We start from the raw sequence: 18643 nt of genomic DNA, 5'->3' as shown, positions 1-18643 counted from the left end.
GGCCTGACCCCCGTTTTCACGCAGCGTTTTCGCCCCCGAACGGAACGGATTGACAATCCGCCCTTGCGCTCCACATCTTGCACCGCCATAGAACGCGCCATGTCCGTCGAATGAGGTTTTCTCTTAAATGCCTGTAGTTGTTGTAGAATCCCCTGCCAAGGCGAAAACGATCAACAAATATCTCGGCCCCGACTACACGGTTCTGGCCTCATATGGCCATGTACGCGACCTTCCGGCCAAGGACGGATCGGTCGATCCCGACGATCAATTTGCCATGACCTGGGAGGTCGGCACCGACAGCCGGAAACACGTCAAGGCCATCGCCGACGCGCTCAAGGACGACAACGCCCTGATCCTCGCCACCGACCCCGACCGCGAGGGCGAGGCGATCAGCTGGCACCTGCAGGAGGCGCTGACCAAGCGCCGCTCGATCAAGAAGGACACCGCCGTCAGCCGGGTGACCTTCAACGCGATCACCAAGGATGCGGTGGCCGAGGCGATGCGGAACCCGCGCGAGGTGGACATGCCGCTGGTCGAGGCCTATCTGGCGCGCCGCGCGCTGGACTACCTGGTGGGCTTCAACCTCAGCCCCGTGCTGTGGCGCAAACTGCCGGGCGCCAAATCGGCGGGCCGGGTGCAATCGGTCTGCCTGCGCCTGATCGTCGAACGCGAGATGGAGATCGAGGCGTTCAAGCCGGTGGAATACTGGTCGATCAAGGCGCTGTTCGAAACCCCACGCAGCCAGAGCTATGAGGCGCGGCTGGTCAAGCTGGCGGGCAACAAGCTCGACAAGATGGACATTCGGAACGCCACGCAGGCCGAACTGGCGGTGCAGGCGATCACCAGCCGCGCGCTGTCCATCCAGTCGGTCGAGGCCAAGCCCGCGAACCGCAACCCTTCGGCACCGTTCATGACATCGACCCTCCAGCAGGAGGCCAGCCGCAAGTTCGGCATGGGCGCGCGCCAGACCATGAGCGCGGCGCAGCGGCTCTATGAGGCGGGTTACATTACCTATATGCGGACCGACGGCATCGACATGGCGCCCGAGGCGGTGATGGCCGCGCGCGACGCGATCAAGGATCGCTATGGCGCGGAGTATGTCCCCGACAGCCCGCGCATGTACAAGAACAAGGCCAAGAACGCGCAGGAAGCCCATGAGTGTATCCGCCCCACGGATATGACGCGCGATGCCAAGACGCTGAAACTCACCGATGACGATCAGCGTAAGCTTTATGATCTGATCTGGAAACGCACCATCTCGTGCCAGATGGCGGCGGCGCGGCTGGAACGCACCACGGTCGAGATCGGCAGCGATGACGGTCAGGTGGGCCTGCGCGCCACCGGTCAGGTGGTGCTGTTCGACGGGTTCATGCGCGTCTACGAAGAAGGCCGCGACGATGTGGCCGATGAGGATGAAAGGCGCCTGCCCCAGGTCATGCAGGGCGAACCGGCGGTCTTTGCCAAGGCCTCGCTGGCCGATCAGTTCACCAAGGCCACCGGCGAGGTGCAGGTGACCGAAGGTGCCAAGATCGGCAAAGAGGCGATCCTGTCCGAAAACGAGGCGGTTCTGGCCCTGCAGCACCACACCCAGCCGCCGCCGCGCTATACCGAGGCGACGCTGGTCAAGCGGATGGAAGAGTTGGGGATCGGGCGGCCGTCGACCTATGCCTCGATCGTGACCACGATTCAGGACCGCGAGTATGTGCGCAAGGACAAGAACCGGCTGATCCCCGAGGAGAAGGGCCGGATCGTCACCATCTTTCTGCTGAACTTCTTCCGGCAGTATGTCGGCTATGAGTTCACCGCCAATCTGGAAGAGCAGCTGGACGATGTCAGCGCCGGGGATCGCGACTACAAGGATCTGCTGGGCCGGTTCTGGCGCGATTTCTCGGCGGCGATTGGCGAGACGTCCGAGCTGCGCATCTCGGAAGTGCTGGACAAACTGGACAAGGCGCTGGCGCCGCAGCTTTATCCGCCGCGCGAAGACGGGTCCGATCCGCGTATCTGTCCCAAATGCGGCACCGGACAGCTGCATCTGAAGACCTCGCGCACCGGCGGGTTTGTTGGCTGCGGCAATTACCCGGAGTGCCGTTACACCCGGCCTCTCAATGGTGATACCGATGACAGCGGCGACCGGGTGTTGGGCGAGGATAATGGCGACGAGATCAGCCTGAAGAAGGGTCGGTTCGGGCCTTATGTCCAGCGCGGTGAGATCACCGAGGACAACAAGAAGCCCCAGCGCGCCAGCCTGCCGCGCGGCTGGTCTGCCGAGGATATGGATCTGGAAAAGGCGCTGGTGCTGCTGAGCCTGCCACGCGAGATCGGTCAGCATCCCGATGGCGGGTTGATCACCGCCAATTTCGGGCGCTTCGGACCGTATCTGCACCACAAAGCCCCGGATGAAGAGAAGGGCATCTATGCCAATCTCAAGGATCCGGCGGATGTGTTCGAGATCGGCATGAACCGCGCCGTGGAACTGCTGGCCGAAAAGCGCGCCAATCCCGGCGGGCGCGGACGGGCGGCAGCCAAACCGCTCAGGGAACTGGGCGAACATCCCGAAAGCGGCGGTCCGGTCAACGTGATGGACGGGCGGTATGGTCCGTATGTGAAGTGGGAAAAGGTCAATGCGACCCTGCCCAAGGGCATTGAACCTGCGGATGTGACCATGGAGATGGCCGTTCAGCTAATTGCTGAAAAGGCGGCCAAGAGAGGAACCAGGAAAAAGGCCCCTGCCAAGAAGAAGGCCACCAAAAAGGCCGCAACGGACTGAGCACGAAAGGCCCGGCATACCGCCGGGCTTTTTCATATTGTTGCGTGCCTGGAAAACTGGAATCGACAATAGCCTGCCGCGCTTCGCGCGCTCGGGATATTGGCCATCAATGATGTGGCAGGTGCTTCCCGAAACGCTTTAAGTAGAAATACCATTCCCCCTTGGTTTCATTGACTTCCCTGTGACGTGGCGGCACAACCGGCGCAATCACCAAGTCATTGGGGGAGTTTTCCATGAAGAAAGTCTATGCCAATGCCGCCGAGGCACTCGACGGGCTGCTGTTCGATGGCATGTTCATCGCCGCCGGCGGCTTCGGCCTGTGCGGCATTCCCGAACTGCTGCTCGACGCGATCAAGGATGCAGGCACCAAGGACCTGACCTTTGCGTCCAACAACGCGGGCGTGGATGATTTCGGCATCGGCATCCTGCTGCAGACGCGGCAGGTGAAAAAGATGATCAGCTCGTATGTAGGCGAGAACGCCGAGTTCATGCGCCAGTATCTGAGCGGCGAGCTGGAGCTGGAGTTCAACCCGCAGGGCACGCTGGCCGAGCGCATGCGCGCCGGTGGTGCGGGTATTCCGGGCTTTTATACCAAGACCGGCGTGGGCACCGTGATTGCAGAGGGCAAGGAGCATAAGGACTTCAATGGCGAGACCTATATCCTTGAAAACGGCATCTTTGCCGACCTCGCCATCGTCAAGGCGTGGAAGGCGGATGACACCGGCAACCTGATCTTTCGCAAGACCGCGCGCAACTTCAATGTCCCGGCGGCCACCTGTGGCAAGGTCTGCGTGGCAGAGGTTGAAGAGATCGTACCGCGCGGCTCGCTCGACCCCGATAACATCCACCTGCCAGGCATCTATGTGAATCGCATTATTCAGGGCGATCACGAAAAACGCATCGAACAGCGCACCACCCGTCAGAAGGAGGAAGCATAATGCCTTGGGACCGCAATCAGATGGCCGCGCGTGCGGCGGACGAACTGGAAGACGGCATGTATGTGAACCTCGGCATCGGTATTCCGACGCTGGTGGCGAACTATGTGGGCGACAAGGACATCACCTTACAATCCGAGAACGGTATGCTGGGCATGGGCCCTTTCCCTTATGAGGGTGAGGAAGACCCCGATCTGATCAACGCTGGCAAGCAGACGATCACCGAACTGGCCCGCACAGCGTATTTCGACAGCGCCACCTCGTTCGCGATGATCCGCGGCGGCAAGATTGCGGCGGCGATTCTGGGTGCGATGGAAGTGGCCGAAAACGGCGATCTGGCAAACTGGATGATCCCCGGCAAGCTGGTCAAGGGCATGGGCGGCGCTATGGATCTGGTTGCCGGTGTGGGCCGTGTGGTGGTGGTGATGGACCACACCAACAAGCATGGCGACTCGAAAGTGCTGAAGGAATGCACCCTGCCGCTGACCGGCAAGGGCGTGGTGGATCGCATCATCACCAATCTGGGCGTTCTGGATGTGGTCGAGGGCGGTCTGAAGATCGTGGAACTGGCCGACGGCGTCACCGAAGACGAGATGCGGGCGGCCACTCAGGCGACAGTGGTCAACTGATTTTCGCCAGAGACAAGCGCAAAGGCCCGCCTTAACGAGCGGGCCTTTCTTATTGAATGGAAGTGAAGACGCAGCCGTCCGAAACCAACTCCGGCGGCGTGGCACAGAGCGCCCGCGCGACTTTGAAGGCCGCGAGAACCTTGGGGACATAGTCTCGTGTCTCGGAATAAGGCGGCACGCCGCTGTGTTTGCGCACGGCCCCCTCTCCGGCGTTGTATCCGGCGAGGACGAGAATCGGGTCGTTGTTGAACTCTTTCATCAGCCAGTCGAGATATTTCACCCCTCCGGCGATGTTCTGATCCGCGGACAGGCTGTCTTCGACTCCGAACCGTTCGGCGGTCGCGGGCATGAGCTGCATCAGACCCTGAGCCCCGGCCGTGCTGACCGCATCCGTGCGCCCGGCCGATTCCACCGATATGACGGCCAGCACCAGCGCGGGCGACACCTTGGTGCCGATGGTCGAGCGCAGAATGGACACGCCCTGTGCGCGCGCGATGTCCTGAAGTGCCTGCAATCTGGGCGCGGCAACCTCCGCGCTCGAAACGGCTTGCATGGCCTGATCGAACTGCCGCGTTCCGGCGGATGTCAACTCGGGTGAGACCGCCTCCCAAAACCGGGTGTACTTGCCCGGTTTCGCCGGGGCGGGCTTGGGGGCCGGCTGTGGAAGCGCCGCAATCTCGGGTATGTCGAGCTCCTTGCCGGTGCTTCTGGCATAGGGGGCTGCCGCGTGTTCCTCGGCGCTGATCTGAACGGTGATTTTCGGGCGTGTCCCGGGCTTTGGCGCCTTGATCCGTTTGAACACAGGTTTGGCCGAGGGATCGGTTGCCTCGGTCGCCATTGCACCAGAGCAGGCCAGCGCCAGCGCGCCAGCGCATATTACTGCTATCCGGAGGTTCATCTGCCCGCCTCACGTTCTGTTTTGGAGAAATTTGTTAATGAAATCCGTCCATAAGGCCAGAAAAACCTGTCGAATTGGGGCAGTTTCGCCTCATTTGATACCAATCTGCATCGGTTGCGATCGGTGGCCCAGCGGATATCATATTTTTTTCCTTTAAAAATCAGTAAGATACGTAAATTCTAAGAAAAAAGTTAAGCTCAAAGCGAAAAATTCGCGTTTTGGCCCAATTCCTGCCACGGGTGAACGTCAAACATGTATCCATACCGCGACGGACAGGTACCAAACGAGAGAGAGATGGTTCCGGACGACGCCGAGGTAAGGAAGATGAGTTTTTAGATCCTGTAGGAGGGACATTACCATGATCAAGTTCTTCAAGAACTTCCGCAAAGACGAAGACGGCGCAGTAACCGTTGACTGGGTCGTGCTGACCGCAGCCGTTGTTGCTCTGGCCGCAGTTGCTTACACCCAGGTTCGTGCGGGTGCCAGCGATCTGGCCGGCAGCGTGGAAAGCGCGCTGAGCGGAGTGAGCGTTCTGACGCCGAACTTCAGCAACTAATAAAAAACTAGTTGCCAATCAAGTTAACCACGGGGCCACGCCTTTTAACCAAAGGCGTGGCTTCTTTTACAGTAACGGTTGAGTGACATGGCTAAAAAAGAACATGCGAATAATTTCTGGACGGACGAAAGCGGCGCTATCACCGTAGACTGGGTTGTTCTTACGGCTGGGATCGTGGGTCTTGCCGGAATCGTTTACACTTATCTGAGTGGGCCCGTCGACGGTATCGACGCCAAAACCGGAAGCGCGCTGTCGAGCGTCTCGGTGCCGAAGGTTTCCTTCGACTGAAGCTGCGCAAGCTGACGTACGCGACACTCCTTCGCGTCATTTGCTTTGATTTTCTCAGAATCGGCAACAATATCGCGGCTCTTGTCCCTCTTTTCGACACAATTCGCCATTAACCTGCCTACTGAACCGACGGCGTATTCAGTACGTACGCCGCATCCCGAAATAAGCTGAAAAAAGGTGTAACAATGCGAGTTGTTTTTGGCCTTGTCCTGCTCGTCGGCGTTGCTCTTGCAGGCGGCGCGGTAATGATGGCGCGGAACTACATCAACGCCTACCAGGCCGAGTTGGCTCGCGAACGCCAGGCGCGTGCTCAGATAGTTCCGACAACAGATGTCTTTGTTGCAAACAAAGCCTTACGATACGGCGTCCGCCTGACCAAGGACGATGTGCGCATCGTCAAATGGCCAGAAAACGCGATCCCCGAGGGCGCATTCACCGATGCCGCCGTACTGTTCCCCGAAGACCAGTCCGACAACCGATTTGTGCTGCGCGCCATGGAAAAAGACGAAGCCATCATGGCAATCAAGGTGACCAAGCCCGGAGAGGAAGCGGGTCTGACCTCCAGGTTGCAGCGCGGAATGCGCGCTTTTGCGATTCGGGTTGACGTGGCTTCCGGCGTGTCCGGTTTCCTGCGGCCCGGCGACTTGATTGACGTCTATTGGACCGGCGGCGGCATCGGAGATGCCGTAGAAGGCACCGCCAGCAAAGAAATCACGCGCCTGATTCAGACCAACATTCAGTTGATTGCCGTGGATCAGATTGCCGGTGGCGATGTGACGGGTACGACAATCGCCCGAACGGTGACCGTGGCCGCAACACCTGAACAAATCGCTTCTTTGGCGCAGGCGCAGAACACCGGGCGACTGTCTCTCGCTCTGGTTGGCGCAGAGGATGACACGATCGCGTCGGCGGTCGAGGTAAACCAACGGAAACTCTTGGGTTTGGGCGAAATCGAAGCTGCACCGGAACAGGCTGAGGAAAAAATCTGCACGATTCGAACCCGCCGGGGGGCCGAGGTGGCAGAAATTCCAATCCCCTGCACAAACTGATTGAAAACAGAGACTTAAGCTTGAGGGGCCGCGTAATCACGCGGCCCCATTTTTGTTATTGTTGCGCATTCCCCACATAAGGAACTGTCCGGAAACCATTGATTCTTGCAATAAATCCTGAACTCGCGCAGAGTGTCGGCAAGAATGGGCGCAAGACCCTAAAACGAGGCGTGATCGGAGAGGCAGGTCACATGAAAATCAGTTCCTGGCTAAAGCCGACCCTGCTGGGGTTGGCAATTGTATTGAGCCCGGTCGGCGAGTCCGCCTGGGCCCAAAATCTTCGCGTGGTTAAGAAGGGCGTGGCAGAAATGCTGGAAGTGCCCATGAACCGCGCCGTTGTGGTGGAAAGCGATGAGCCTTTCGCCGAGCTCAGCATCGCGAACGCGGGTATTGCGGATATTTCATCCCTGTCGGATCGCACGATCTACGTGTTGGGCAAGTCGCCTGGCCTGACGACGCTGACCCTGTTTGACGCGACCGGCAACCTGATCGCGAACGTCAAGGTGCGGGTCGCACCGGATGTCACCGAGTTCAAGGAGCGTCTGCGCCAGATTTTGCCCGGTGAGCAAGTCGAGGTTCGCACCGCCAACGACGGGATCGTGCTGTCGGGAATTGTTTCCAGCTCAGCTCGTTTGGCGCGCGCACTTGAACTTGCAGAGCGCTATGCGCCCGAGCGGGTTTCGAATCTGATGAGCGTTGGCGGCGTCCAGCAGGTCATGCTGAAAGTCCGCTTTGCTGAGATGGAGCGGTCCGTGCGGAAATCCCTGAGCTCATCTCTGGGCCTTGGCGGCCTTGGCGCTGGCGTGACGGCTGGAACCGGCACTTTAAGTGGCTCAGGCGCTTTGAATAACGCTTTGGGGCTATCATCATTCGGAGGGCCACCCGGTTTTGATGGGACGATTCCCGGCATTAATGATAACAACGGTGCAATTCTGTTTGGATTTGGCGTCGGTTCCACGCAAGTCAGACTCCTTCTGGAAGCACTGGAGCAAAAAGGCGCGGTCAGAACATTGGCTGAACCGAATCTATCGGCCCTCTCCGGGCAAGAGGCCAGCTTCCTTGCCGGTGGTGAATTCCCGATCCCGATTGCACAAGAAGACAATACGATCACGGTCGAGTTCAAGCCGTTCGGTGTCGAAATGAAATTCCGCCCACGCGTCGTCGATGGCGATGTGATCAATCTTGAACTGATAGCGGCCGTTTCGGAAATCGACCCGTCAAACAGTATTGTGATCGGTGGTCTGGAGCTTCCGGCATTTACACGCCGCGAAAGCCAAACAACCGTTGAGATGCGGGACGGAGAGAGCTTTGCCATCGCCGGTCTGATCCGGGATGACTTCCTTGATAGCAATTCTCAGATCCCATGGCTCGGTGACGTGCCAGTTCTCGGCACGTTGTTCCGCAGTGCCAACTATCAGCGCAGTCAATCCGAGCTCGTGATCATCGTTACGGCACATCTTGTGTCTCCGACTCGGGGAGAGGCGCTTGCCCTGCCCACGGATCGGGTCAAACCGCCGAGTGAAGCCGATTTGTTCCTGTTCGGACGCACAACTCGCACCGAGCGGCCGCGTAGCGGAGCAGCCTCGGACATCGCGAAGCAGGATTTCAGCGGCTCTTACGGCTACGTGCTGGAATGATTGGGAGGATGGGACCAATGCGAAAACTGATTGTCACGTTGGGTTTGACGGTCGCCGTCACCGCCTGTTCACGTGAGGCGGGTTATCAGATCGACGCCGGCACGTTCGGCAACGCGACGCTGAACAACGCCCAGATTCATAACGGGCAACTAAGTTATGCCCAGATCCTCGGAGAGCGTTTCGCCAACGAGGTTCCGAATCAGATCAACTTCGCGTTTGACAGCGCACAACTGGATGCGACCGCTCAGCAGATCCTGATCCAGCAGGCTGACTGGATCCGACAATTCCCCGAGGTTCGCTTCCGCGTCTACGGACACACGGACGCCGTGGGTTCCACGGGTTACAACAAGAGCCTCGGATTGCGCCGTGCACAGGCGGTCGTTGCCTTCTTTGCAAGTCAGGGCATTTCGCGGTCCCGCCTCGAAGCCGTTGTTTCTTTTGGGGAAACTCGGCCTTTGATCGCGACATCTGACCGCGAACGCCGCAACCGTCGCACCGTGACGGAAGTGTCCGGCTTTGTTGATCGTCATCGCACTGTTCTCGACGGCAAATATGCCGAGGTTATTTACCGCGAATATGTCCAAAGTGCGCGAACCCGTACCGACATTCGCACTGAGCGCCGTGCGACCGCAACAGAACAACAATAAACTGAATTGGGCGGCATCGTCGCCCAATTCCCTACAATTGGTTCTTTTCGGCCCAAATCTCGCCCAACTTCCCAGCGACGTTGTCTCCACTAGGTGACCTGCGGCCAGAATTGACCGCATCTGGGCAACGGTGGGCTGGAACACGGAAAACGCTGTTCAATCAATCCGCCGCGCCTTCGCAAAGAGGATTATGGTTATGAGCAGCGTTACGCCGCCCCCTGAAACGAGCCCCATTCTGGCCTGTACGGTCAGCCGGGATGTTCAGAATTTCGATCTTCTGATCGAGGACATGGAAGCAGCCCTGGGGGAACGATGGGGTGATCTCGGTTTTGCCGAGGCGCTGGCCTTTTTCGGCCAACCCGAGGCGGAAACGCTTGAATTCATTGCGCTTGCCATTGATGGCGAGGACGAAGACAACCTGGTTCTGATGAGCGAGATCATCACCCAGGCAAAATCCCGAAACATCAAGGTCGTCCTGATTGCCGAGGATGTTACCCCGGCATCCCTGCACCAGTTGCTGCGCAAAGGGGCGGACGAATTTGTCCCCTACCCGCTTCCTGAAAACGAGTTGCAGGAAGCGATCGACCGGCTCAACAAACCTGAGCCCGCACCGCAGGTTCAGCACAATACGGCACAGTTGGCGTCGGGCGAATCGAAAGAGGGCGCCCTATTTGTTGTTCAGGGACTGGCAGGCGGTGTCGGGTCGACCACACTGGCCGTGAACCTGGCCTGGGAACTGGCCACCGTTTCTGAAAAGGACGCGCCCAGTGTCTGTTTGCTGGATCTGGATCTGCAATACGGATCGGTGTCGACTTATCTGGATCTGCCGCGCCGCGAAGCCGTGCTTGAAATGCTGTCGGAAACCGATGCCATGGACGAAGAGGTGTTTGGCCAGGGCCTGCTGAGCTTTGAGGACAAGCTTCAGGTTCTCACGGCGCCGGCCGACATGGTGCCGCTGGATATTATCACTCCGGAAGATGTGCAGCGCGTGATCGACATGGCCCGCGCGCATTTCGACTATGTTGTCGTCGATATGCCCAACACCCTGGTGCACTGGTCGGAAACCGTGCTTCAGGCCGCGCATGTCTATTTTGCCCTGATCGAGCTGGATATGCGGTCGGCGCAGAATGCGCTGCGGCTGAAACGCGCGCTGCAGGCCGAGGACCTTCCGTTCAACAAGCTGCGGTTTGCGATGAATCGGGCGCCGAAGTTTACCGACCTGAGCGGCAAGGCCCGGGTGAAACGCATGGGCGAAAGCCTTGGCATTTCCATCGATCTGCAATTGCCGGATGGCGGCAAGCAGGTTCTGCAGGGCGCCGATCACGGAACTCCCCTGGCGTCTTCGGCACCCAAGAATCCGCTGCGCCGGGAAATTGCAAAGCTCGCCCAGTCGCTGCACGCACTGGGCAGCAGCGACGCTGAAGCCGCATAACTCTAGCCCGAGGGGGAGCACGTGTTTTCACGCTACAAAAAACAATCGGCCGTTGAGCCAGTCGCCGAAAAGGCGAAGGCGGCGGCCGCCGCCGAAGCTGCCGCTGCAGCCGCATCTGCTCCAAAACCAACTGTCTCGATGCGTAAACCGGTGCAGCAGCGCCCGGCCGAGCCGAAGATGGCGGACCGCGATCGCAAGCGCAAAGAGCGCTTGGGCGAGATCAAGGTCGAGCTGCATCGCGAATTGCTGGAAAATCTCAACCTTGCCGCCCTTGAGCATGCTGCCGAGGCCGAGTTGCGCACCGAGATCAGCTCCATCGCGAGCGAAATTCTCGAGCAGCGCGGTGTTATCCTCAATCGAGAGGATCGGACGCAGCTCAACAAAGAGCTGTACGATGAGGTGACGGGGCTTGGCCCGCTAGAGACCTTGCTCCGGGACGACTCGGTCAACGATATTCTCGTCAACGGCCCGCAGCAGATTTTTGTGGAACGGTTCGGCAAGCTGGAACTCAGCGACATCACGTTCAAGGACGAACGCCACCTGATGCGGATCATCGACAAGATCGTGTCCGCCGTGGGCCGTCGTGTCGATGAATCCAACCCTTATGTGGACGCCCGCCTCGCGGACGGCTCGCGTTTCAACGCGATGGTGCCGCCGATTGCGGTTGATGGCTCGCTCGTCTCTATTCGGAAATTCAAGAAGGACAAGCTGGGCATTGACGATCTGGTCAATTTCGGCGCATTCACCGAGGAGATGGCCGCCTTTCTTCAGGCCGCCGTGGCCACGCGGCTGAACATTATCGTCTCGGGCGGTACTGGTTCGGGTAAAACCACCACGCTCAACGCGCTGTCGAGCTTTATCGACAACGCCGAACGCATCCTGACCATCGAGGATACGGCGGAACTTCAGCTACAGCAGACCCATGTGGGCCGGATGGAAAGCCGTCCGCCCAACGTGGAAGGAAAAGGCGAAGTCAGCCCGCGCGACTGTCTGAAAAACGCCCTGCGGATGCGCCCCGACCGCATCATCGTGGGTGAGACGCGTGGCGCCGAGGTGATCGACATGCTGCAGGCCATGAACACGGGCCACGACGGGTCGATGACTACGATCCACGCCAACTCGGCCCGCGACGGGATTTCGCGTCTTGAGAACATGATTGCGATGGCGGGCATCGAAATGCCCATCAAGGCCGTGCGCAGCCAGATCTCATCCGCTGTGAACCTGATCGTTCAGGCCAGCCGCTTGCAGGACGGCTCGCGCCGCATGACCTCGGTGACCGAGATTACCGGGATGGAAGGCGATGTGATCTCGATGCAGGAAATCTTTCGTTTTCAACGCGTTGGCCTGACACCCGACAACAAGATCATCGGTCATTTCACCGCCACCGGCGTGCGCAGCCACTATTCCGAGCGCTTCCGCCTGTGGGGCTTCGATCTGCCGCCGACGATCTACGAACCCACAACCATGTAAGGCACGTGTTATGCAAATCAGCACCGAACCGCTTATCTACGGCCTTATATTTATCGGCGTCTACGCGTTGGTCGGCGGCATCTATCTGGTGGCGTTTGGGAAGTCGATCAGCCTGAACAGCCGCGTCAACCGGCGTCTGGACATGCTCGACAAGGGCGCCGGACGCGAGCAGGTCCTGGAACAGCTGCGCAAGGAAATGCAGCAGCACATGAAGTCCAAGTCCATTCCGCTCTATTCGCTGCTCGCGGAAAAGGCGCAAAAGGCAGCGATCGCCTTCTCCCCGGCCCAGTTGATCATGATCATGGGGCTGCTGTCCGTTCTGGCCTTTGTGGGGCTGAGCATCGGTACCAGCGCCGACACGCCGATACGTGTCGCGATTTCATGCGCAATCGGTGTCGGCGCCGTATACATGTGGGTCAACAACAAGGCCAAGAAGCGTATGGGCATGATCGAAGAGCAACTGCCGGACGCTGTTGAACTGATGGTCCGCTCGTTGCGCGTTGGACACCCGTTCGTGTCGGCGATCCAGATTGTCGCCAAGGAGGTCGAGGACCCGATCGCAACCGAGTTCGGCATCATCTCCGATGAAAGCGCCTATGGTCGCGATGTCGGTGAAGCCCTCAAGGAAATGGCCGAGCGTCTGGACATGCAGGACCTGCGCTTTCTTGCGGTTGCCGTTACGATCCAGCAGCAATCGGGTGGTAACCTGGCCGAGGTTCTGGCCGGATTGGCAAAGGTGATCCGCGCCCGCTTCCGTCTGTTCCGCCGGGTCAAAGCGATCACCGCCGAGGCACAGTGGTCAGGCAAGTTCCTGTCGGGCTTCCCGCTTGCCTGTCTGCTTTTCATCCTGGTCAACGACCCGAACTATTATGACGCCGTGCTTGACCATCCTTATTTCATTCCGGCCTGTTTCTTTGTCGGCATCATGCTGACCCTGAACCTGATCGTGATGCGCGTCCTGACCAACATCAAAGTCTGAGGAGATCAAGGTGGAGTTTCTGAACCAGATCAATGACTACCTGACCACTCACCTTGGCGAATTTGGCCCCCTGATCGTGGTCGGCGTGCTCGGGCTGTTCATGATTTTGCTGACCATTCCGATGCTGCTGAATCAGCCGGAAGATCCGCTGAAAAAGCTCAAGCGCAGCACGACGCCTACGAAGCAGACGAAAGACAAGAAAGAGCAGCTGCGTCAGGCCGGACGCAATGAAAAGTTGCATCGCTTTGCCACTTTCCTTGAGCCTCAGGACGCCGATCAGCTGTCGGCGATGCAGCTCAAGCTGCGCCAGGCCGGTTATCAATCCAAAGACGCCGTTCGGTTCTTTCACTTCGCCCAGTTCGCACTGGGGATCGCTGGGCTTTTGATCGGCGCCGCGTTTGTGACGATTTTGTCCGGCGGGCAGGAGTTGGACTCGACCCAAATCGCGATTCGCGTTCTGGGGCCTGGGTGTGCCGGTTATCTGTTGCCCAAATATTGGGTGACCCGTCGGGTCGCGACCCGAAAGGAAAACATCACCGCCGGATTTCCCGACGCGCTGGACATGATGCTGGTCTGTGTTGAAGCGGGTCAATCGCTGGATCAGGCCATCGTGCGCGTGGCCGCCGAAATGCACGCCTCGTATCCCGACATCGCAGAAGAGTTCGAAGTGGTCGCCTATGAACTGAAAGCGGGCAAGGAAAAGGACAAGGTGCTGCGCGACATGGGAACCCGTTGCGGCGTGCAGGATGTGTCGTCCTTTGTGACCGTGATGATCCAGTCGGCCACCTTTGGTACGTCGATCGCCGAAGCCCTTCGGGTTTACGCTGGCGAGATGCGCGATAAACGGGTGATGCGGGCCGAAGAAGCCGCGAACAAGTTGCCAACCAAAATGACACTTGCCACAATGATGCTGACGGTGCCGCCGCTGCTGCTCATTCTCGTTGGGCCTTCGGCAAAGGGCATCATGGATCTGGGCAACATGAGTAACTGACATATGTCCAAGCCGGGTAAGAGCAGACCCGCACGATTGAAAAAGATCGCCCAGGCCATCGCTGTTGTTGCAGCGGTGGCCTCTTGCACAACTGGACAGTTGCCCGACAACCCGGATGCGCCCGGCGTCAATCTTCGCGGCAAGGGCGTGGACCCGGCCGAGGTGGGTCACCGCCTTGTGGCCGCTGGCGAATATGAAGTCGCGCTCGACGCATTTACCCGCGCCGCTTTGGATCAGGGGATGACCGCGGAAATCATGACCGGGATCGGCACCGCCAACCTGGGTCTGGGGCGTCTGGGGCAGGCCGAGGAGATGCTGCGCCGCGCTGTCGAAGCGGACCCGGAATGGCCAGAAGCCTGGAACAATCTGGGCGTTCTGCTGGTCGAGCAAAACGAGATCTCCGAGGCGGCGCAGGTGTTCCGCAGGGCCTATGCGCTGGACAATGGCGAAAGTGACGCAATTCGCGACAATTTACGGTTTGCACTCGCAAAAATGGAAAATCCTGCTAATAATACTGTTCAAGAAGAAGACTATAAGTTGGTGCAACGCGGACAAGGCGAATACGTCATCCGCAAGACACCATGATCGAGGCAGAGCAGTAAAGGACGCACAAAATGCGCCATCCTATCCTGATTCCGGCTATGCTTACAGGCGGGCTGATCTTGTCGGCTTGTGGACAGAACGGGGACGAAACCGTCGAACGCGCGTTCCAGGATGTGAACGTCATCGACGAAACCAACCTCAACGACGTGATGCTGACCGTGGCCGACCCGAACGAAGGGGTGGCCTATTTCCAGCGCACCGCAGCCCAGCACCCCGAACGGGCCGATTTGCAACGTGGCCTTGCCATCTCGCTGACCCGCGCCAAACGCAATACCGAGGCCGTGGCAGCCTGGTCGAAACTGACCAAAATGAAGGACGCCACCACCGAGGATCGGGTTGATCTGGCCAGCGCCCTGATCCGCAACAATGAATGGGATCGCGCCGAAGAGGTGCTGGACAGTATTCCCCCGACGCATGAGACGTTCAAACGTTATCGGCTAGAAGCGATGGTGGCGGATTCCAACAAACAGTGGAAACGCGCCGACTCGTTTTACGAAACGGCCGTGGGCCTGACCACGCGGCCGGCCAGCGTGATGAACAACTGGGGTTATTCCAAGCTGACTCGCGGCAACTATTCCGAAGCCGAGCGGCTGTTCACCGAGGCCATCCGGCAGGACAAATCCTTGTTCACCGCCAAGAACAATCTGGTGCTGGCCCGCAGCGCGCAGAACAACTACGCCCTCCCGGTGATCCCGATGAGTCAGGCCGAGCGGGCGCAATTGTTGCACACGATGGCGTTGTCGGCGATCAAGCAAGGGGACGTCTCTACCGGCAAGACGCTGCTGCGCGAGGCGATCGCGACCCATCCGCAGCATTTCGAAGAAGCATCCCGCTCGCTTCAGGCGCTGGAGAACGCGTAACCCATGGCAATACCTGCGGCGGCAGCACAGTGGTTCCTGCCATTCGTGCTGCCCATTTGCTTTTACGTGGCGTTCACCGACCTGCGTGAAATGAAGATCAAGAACCAGGCGGTCGTCGCGCTGGCCGTTGTTTATGTTGTTATAGGTCTTGTCGTGTTCCCTCCGTGGAGCGGGGACTGGCCCTCAGGGATGATTGGCCCGTTCCCTGTCGCTCTGCCGGTCTATGTCTGGCAACTGATGCACCTGTTTGTTGTCCTGCTCATTGGCATCATCCTGAACGCGGCGGGTGCGGTCGGCGCCGGTGACGCCAAGTTCTCGGCAGCGGCCGCGCCGTTCATCTGGACCGCCGATTTTCGTCTGCTTCTGGCCGTTCTGATGGCCACCCTGCTGGCGGCATTTGCAGCGCACCGGATCGCCAAGTTTACCCCGCTTCGGCGCATCGCGCCCGATTGGAAAAGCTGGGATGCGGGCAAGGCCTTTCCCATGGGCCTCACGCTGGGTGGATGCCTGGCTATATATTTGATTCTTGGCGCATTTTTCGGATCGTAGCCCGACCACCTCCTGCCCAGTCTCTGCCTTTCTGCTGCCACATTGCTGGGCCATGTTCTGCCCATGCGGGTGAAACCGCAGATCAGTGACGCGCAACACGAACCAACGAGCACCGCTCATGAACATGCAGACCAGCACCGTAATGGCCCCACCTGCCCCGAAAGGGCTGGCGGAAATGCAGCTTCCTCTGGTGATGATGCGGGACATCCTGCTCAAGACCGTATTCCGCAAGACCGTGGACACGGTCACCGAGATTGCCGAGGCGGTCTGCCTGCCCTCGTCCGTTACGCAAGAACTAGTCGATATTGCCCGGGACCAAAAGTTGATCGAGGCGACGGGCACTCTGAACGCCAACAGCGGCAACGAAATGGGATATCAGCTCACCGATGCGGGCAAGGCCCGGGCGCTGGATGCGCTCAGCCAGTCGGAATATTTCGGCGCCATGCCGGTTCCGCTGGATGTCTATCGCGAACAGGTCAAGCGCCAGTCGATCCGCAACATTCAGGTCACCCGCGACCAGTTGGTCAACGCGATGGGGCATCTGGTGCTGCCGGACGAACTGCTCGACCATCTCGGCCCCGCTGTCAGTGCCGGGCGTTCGATCCTCATGTATGGCCCTCCGGGCAACGGTAAATCCTCGATCTCGAACGGTATCCGCGATGCGCTCGGCGACAAGGTCTATGTGCCGCGGGCAATCGAATATGCCGGTCAGGTCATCACCGTCTACGACCCGATTGTGCACAACGCCATCGAACTGGAACCGGATGACCCGACCCAACTGCGCCGCCGCAAGCGGTTCGACACCCGTTATGTGATGTGCGAGCGGCCCACGGTGATCACCGGTGGTGAATTGTCGCTCTCGATGCTCGATCTGGTCTACAACCCCACCGCGCGGACCTATCAGGCGCCGCTGCAGCTGAAATCCACCGGCGGCATCTTCATCGTCGACGACCTTGGCCGTCAGGCAGAGCCGCCGCAGGCGCTGATCAACCGCTGGATCGTGCCGCTGGAAGAAAGCAAGGACATCCTCGGCCTGCAATCGGGCGAGAAATTCGAGGTGCCGTTCGACACGCTCGTGATCTTCTCGACCAACTTCCACCCGAACGAGATCTTCGACCAGGCCGCGCTGCGCCGGATTTTCTTCAAGATCAAGATCGACGGCCCCAATCAAGAGAACTTCCTGAAGATCTTCGCGCTTGTGGCCCGCAAAAAGGGCATACCGCTGGACGAAAGCGCGCTGGTGCACCTGCTCAAGGTAAAATACCCAACGATCAACAACATATACGCCAACTATCAGCCGATCTTCCTGATCGAGCAGATGATCGCGATCTGTGAGTTTGAGGGCATCCCCTATCAGATGACCCCGGACCTGATCGACCGGGCCTGGGCGAACATGTTCGTGAAGGACGAAAAGATCGTCAAGTGATCGGTGTTGCGGGCTGTGGCCGGATGGGCGCGCCGATGCTGGCCGCCCTGCGCCGCGCCGGGTTTAACGCCAGGGGGTTCGACATCCGCCCGCCGCAGGAGTTCGGTGCACTTTCCAAGCATATGACAGACGATGCGGCGACCTTTGCCGCGGGTCTGGAAACCCTGCTGACCGTTGTGCGCGATGTCCCGCAGACCGAGGATGTGCTGTTCGGCGCACAGGGCTTTGCCCACGCCGCCTCATTGCGCCGCATCATTCTCTGCTCGACCCTGTCGCCGCGCTACGTGCTGGCACTGCGCGCGCGGGTGCCGGAACAGATCACCCTGATCGACGCGCCCATGTCCGGCGCCCAGATCGCCGCCGAAGAGGCGCGCCTGTCCTTCATGCTGGGTGGCGAGGACGCGGATCTCGACGCCGCCCAGCCGCTGTTCGCGGCGATGGGATCGCATTTTCATCGCATGGGCGGCTTCGGCACCGGGATGCAGGCCAAGGTGCTCAACAACCTGCTTGCCGCCTCGCACACCGCGATGACACGGCTGGTTCTGGACTGGGCGGAACAGGCGGGGCTGGATCAGCGCAAGCTGCTGGACCTGATCCACACCAGCTCGGGCCAGAACTGGTTCGCTTCCGGTTTCAATCAGATCGAATTCGCCCGTGACGGGATGGACGAGGACAACACCATCGGCATCCTGGTGAAGGATGTGGAAAGCGCGCTCGACGCCGTCCCGGAGGACACCGACACCGCCCTGCCCCGCACGGTGCAGGCCCTCCTCAGAACTCTCAGGCCCTATCCTTCCTCTTCTTGAGACTATCCTTGCGGCGTCGCGGCCCCGCCCCTCGGCCACTGCACGCAACGGCATTTGTTGATGCCGCTTGTCTGAGCAGCGCAAAACCGGTTCCCACTTTTGCGCGACATGCACTAGG

18 protein-coding genes are annotated in these 18643 nt (G+C 59.4%); 17 read left to right on the top strand and 1 reads right to left on the bottom strand.

Features of this window, described 5'->3' with window-relative positions:
- The first annotated feature begins 127 nt into the window (after nucleotides 1–127).
- The 3 genes from topA (at nucleotide 128) to GOX53_RS03200 (ending at nucleotide 4334) form a co-directional block, all read left to right on the top strand.
- Nucleotides 128–2770, top strand: a complete 2643-nt coding sequence (gene topA / locus GOX53_RS03210) for a type I DNA topoisomerase (RefSeq protein WP_171173567.1) — start codon at nucleotides 128–130, stop codon at nucleotides 2768–2770.
- 233 nt (nucleotides 2771–3003) lie between these two features.
- Nucleotides 3004–3708 carry a CoA transferase subunit A gene (locus tag GOX53_RS03205; RefSeq protein ID WP_171173566.1) on the top strand — a complete coding sequence of 235 codons (705 nt, stop codon included), beginning with the start codon at nucleotides 3004–3006 and terminating at the stop codon, nucleotides 3706–3708.
- On the top strand, nucleotides 3708–4334 hold the full coding sequence (locus tag GOX53_RS03200; protein WP_171173565.1) for a 3-oxoacid CoA-transferase subunit B: 627 nt from the start codon (nucleotides 3708–3710) through the stop codon (nucleotides 4332–4334). Before GOX53_RS03205 ends, GOX53_RS03200 begins: the two co-directional genes overlap by 1 nt.
- A gap of 49 nt (nucleotides 4335–4383) precedes the next feature.
- Here the strand turns inward: GOX53_RS03200 and GOX53_RS03195 are convergent, their stop codons facing one another.
- Nucleotides 4384–5232 carry a lytic transglycosylase domain-containing protein gene (locus tag GOX53_RS03195; protein WP_171173564.1) on the bottom strand — a complete coding sequence of 283 codons (849 nt, stop codon included), beginning with the start codon at nucleotides 5230–5232 and terminating at the stop codon, nucleotides 4384–4386.
- A gap of 358 nt (nucleotides 5233–5590) precedes the next feature.
- Here GOX53_RS03195 and GOX53_RS03190 point away from each other — a divergent pair, with 358 nt between their 5' ends.
- The 14 genes from GOX53_RS03190 (at nucleotide 5591) to GOX53_RS03125 (ending at nucleotide 18525) form a co-directional block, all read left to right on the top strand.
- Nucleotides 5591–5788 (top strand): hypothetical protein, encoded by a 198-nt coding sequence (locus GOX53_RS03190; RefSeq protein WP_171173563.1) that lies wholly within the window; start codon nucleotides 5591–5593, stop codon nucleotides 5786–5788.
- An 87-nt stretch (nucleotides 5789–5875) separates the two neighbouring features.
- On the top strand, nucleotides 5876–6076 hold the full coding sequence (locus GOX53_RS03185) for a hypothetical protein (RefSeq protein ID WP_171173562.1): 201 nt from the start codon (nucleotides 5876–5878) through the stop codon (nucleotides 6074–6076).
- Nucleotides 6077–6261: 185 nt separating this feature from the next.
- A complete protein-coding gene (gene cpaB / locus GOX53_RS03180) occupies nucleotides 6262–7125 on the top strand; it encodes a Flp pilus assembly protein CpaB (protein ID WP_171173561.1) in 864 nt (287 codons plus the stop codon).
- Nucleotides 7126–7316: 191 nt separating this feature from the next.
- Nucleotides 7317–8762, top strand: a complete 1446-nt coding sequence (locus GOX53_RS03175; protein WP_171173560.1) for a type II and III secretion system protein family protein — start codon at nucleotides 7317–7319, stop codon at nucleotides 8760–8762.
- 17 nt (nucleotides 8763–8779) lie between these two features.
- The gene (locus GOX53_RS03170) at nucleotides 8780–9409 is read left to right on the top strand and encodes an OmpA family protein (RefSeq protein WP_171173559.1); all 630 of its coding nucleotides are present in this window, start codon (nucleotides 8780–8782) and stop codon (nucleotides 9407–9409) included.
- 196 nt (nucleotides 9410–9605) lie between these two features.
- Nucleotides 9606–10841 carry an AAA family ATPase gene (locus GOX53_RS03165; protein WP_171173558.1) on the top strand — a complete coding sequence of 412 codons (1236 nt, stop codon included), beginning with the start codon at nucleotides 9606–9608 and terminating at the stop codon, nucleotides 10839–10841.
- A gap of 21 nt (nucleotides 10842–10862) precedes the next feature.
- The gene (locus GOX53_RS03160) at nucleotides 10863–12311 is read left to right on the top strand and encodes a CpaF family protein (protein WP_171173557.1); all 1449 of its coding nucleotides are present in this window, start codon (nucleotides 10863–10865) and stop codon (nucleotides 12309–12311) included.
- Between the two features lie 10 nt (nucleotides 12312–12321).
- Nucleotides 12322–13290, top strand: a complete 969-nt coding sequence (locus tag GOX53_RS03155; protein ID WP_171173556.1) for a type II secretion system F family protein — start codon at nucleotides 12322–12324, stop codon at nucleotides 13288–13290.
- Nucleotides 13291–13300: 10 nt separating this feature from the next.
- Complete coding sequence (locus tag GOX53_RS03150) at nucleotides 13301–14281, top strand: type II secretion system F family protein (RefSeq protein WP_171173555.1); 981 nt, start codon at nucleotides 13301–13303, stop codon at nucleotides 14279–14281.
- A gap of 36 nt (nucleotides 14282–14317) precedes the next feature.
- The gene (locus GOX53_RS03145) at nucleotides 14318–14866 is read left to right on the top strand and encodes a tetratricopeptide repeat protein (protein WP_371810244.1); all 549 of its coding nucleotides are present in this window, start codon (nucleotides 14318–14320) and stop codon (nucleotides 14864–14866) included.
- Nucleotides 14867–14895: 29 nt separating this feature from the next.
- Nucleotides 14896–15744 (top strand): lipopolysaccharide assembly protein LapB, encoded by an 849-nt coding sequence (locus tag GOX53_RS03140; protein WP_171173553.1) that lies wholly within the window; start codon nucleotides 14896–14898, stop codon nucleotides 15742–15744.
- A gap of 3 nt (nucleotides 15745–15747) precedes the next feature.
- On the top strand, nucleotides 15748–16293 hold the full coding sequence (locus tag GOX53_RS03135; RefSeq protein WP_171173552.1) for a prepilin peptidase: 546 nt from the start codon (nucleotides 15748–15750) through the stop codon (nucleotides 16291–16293).
- Between the two features lie 118 nt (nucleotides 16294–16411).
- On the top strand, nucleotides 16412–17719 hold the full coding sequence (locus GOX53_RS03130) for an ATPase (RefSeq protein ID WP_171173551.1): 1308 nt from the start codon (nucleotides 16412–16414) through the stop codon (nucleotides 17717–17719).
- Entirely contained in the window at nucleotides 17716–18525 is an 810-nt protein-coding gene (locus GOX53_RS03125; RefSeq protein WP_171173550.1) for an NAD(P)-binding domain-containing protein, read from the top strand. The genes GOX53_RS03130 and GOX53_RS03125 overlap by 4 nt, the downstream gene beginning before the upstream one ends.
- Nucleotides 18526–18643: the final 118 nt, after the last annotated feature.

The organism is Ruegeria sp. HKCCD8929 (assembly GCF_013031405.1).
GTDB lineage: Bacteria > Pseudomonadota > Alphaproteobacteria > Rhodobacterales > Rhodobacteraceae > Ruegeria.
This window is presented reverse-complemented; position numbering and strand designations above follow the sequence as displayed.

Coding starts and splice junctions, on each gene's coding strand:
- GOX53_RS03170 (WP_171173559.1), top strand. CDS start 8,780: ATGCGAAAACTGATTGTCACGTTGGGTTTGACGGTCGCCGTCACCGCC.
- topA (WP_171173567.1), top strand. CDS start 128: ATGCCTGTAGTTGTTGTAGAATCCCCTGCCAAGGCGAAAACGATCAAC.
- GOX53_RS03190 (WP_171173563.1), top strand. CDS start 5,591: ATGATCAAGTTCTTCAAGAACTTCCGCAAAGACGAAGACGGCGCAGTA.
- GOX53_RS03205 (WP_171173566.1), top strand. CDS start 3,004: ATGAAGAAAGTCTATGCCAATGCCGCCGAGGCACTCGACGGGCTGCTG.
- GOX53_RS03165 (WP_171173558.1), top strand. CDS start 9,606: ATGAGCAGCGTTACGCCGCCCCCTGAAACGAGCCCCATTCTGGCCTGT.
- GOX53_RS03195 (WP_171173564.1), bottom strand. CDS start 5,232: ATGAACCTCCGGATAGCAGTAATATGCGCTGGCGCGCTGGCGCTGGCC.
- GOX53_RS03140 (WP_171173553.1), top strand. CDS start 14,896: ATGCGCCATCCTATCCTGATTCCGGCTATGCTTACAGGCGGGCTGATC.
- GOX53_RS03185 (WP_171173562.1), top strand. CDS start 5,876: ATGGCTAAAAAAGAACATGCGAATAATTTCTGGACGGACGAAAGCGGC.
- cpaB (WP_171173561.1), top strand. CDS start 6,262: ATGCGAGTTGTTTTTGGCCTTGTCCTGCTCGTCGGCGTTGCTCTTGCA.
- GOX53_RS03130 (WP_171173551.1), top strand. CDS start 16,412: ATGAACATGCAGACCAGCACCGTAATGGCCCCACCTGCCCCGAAAGGG.
- GOX53_RS03155 (WP_171173556.1), top strand. CDS start 12,322: ATGCAAATCAGCACCGAACCGCTTATCTACGGCCTTATATTTATCGGC.
- GOX53_RS03200 (WP_171173565.1), top strand. CDS start 3,708: ATGCCTTGGGACCGCAATCAGATGGCCGCGCGTGCGGCGGACGAACTG.
- GOX53_RS03135 (WP_171173552.1), top strand. CDS start 15,748: ATGGCAATACCTGCGGCGGCAGCACAGTGGTTCCTGCCATTCGTGCTG.
- GOX53_RS03175 (WP_171173560.1), top strand. CDS start 7,317: ATGAAAATCAGTTCCTGGCTAAAGCCGACCCTGCTGGGGTTGGCAATT.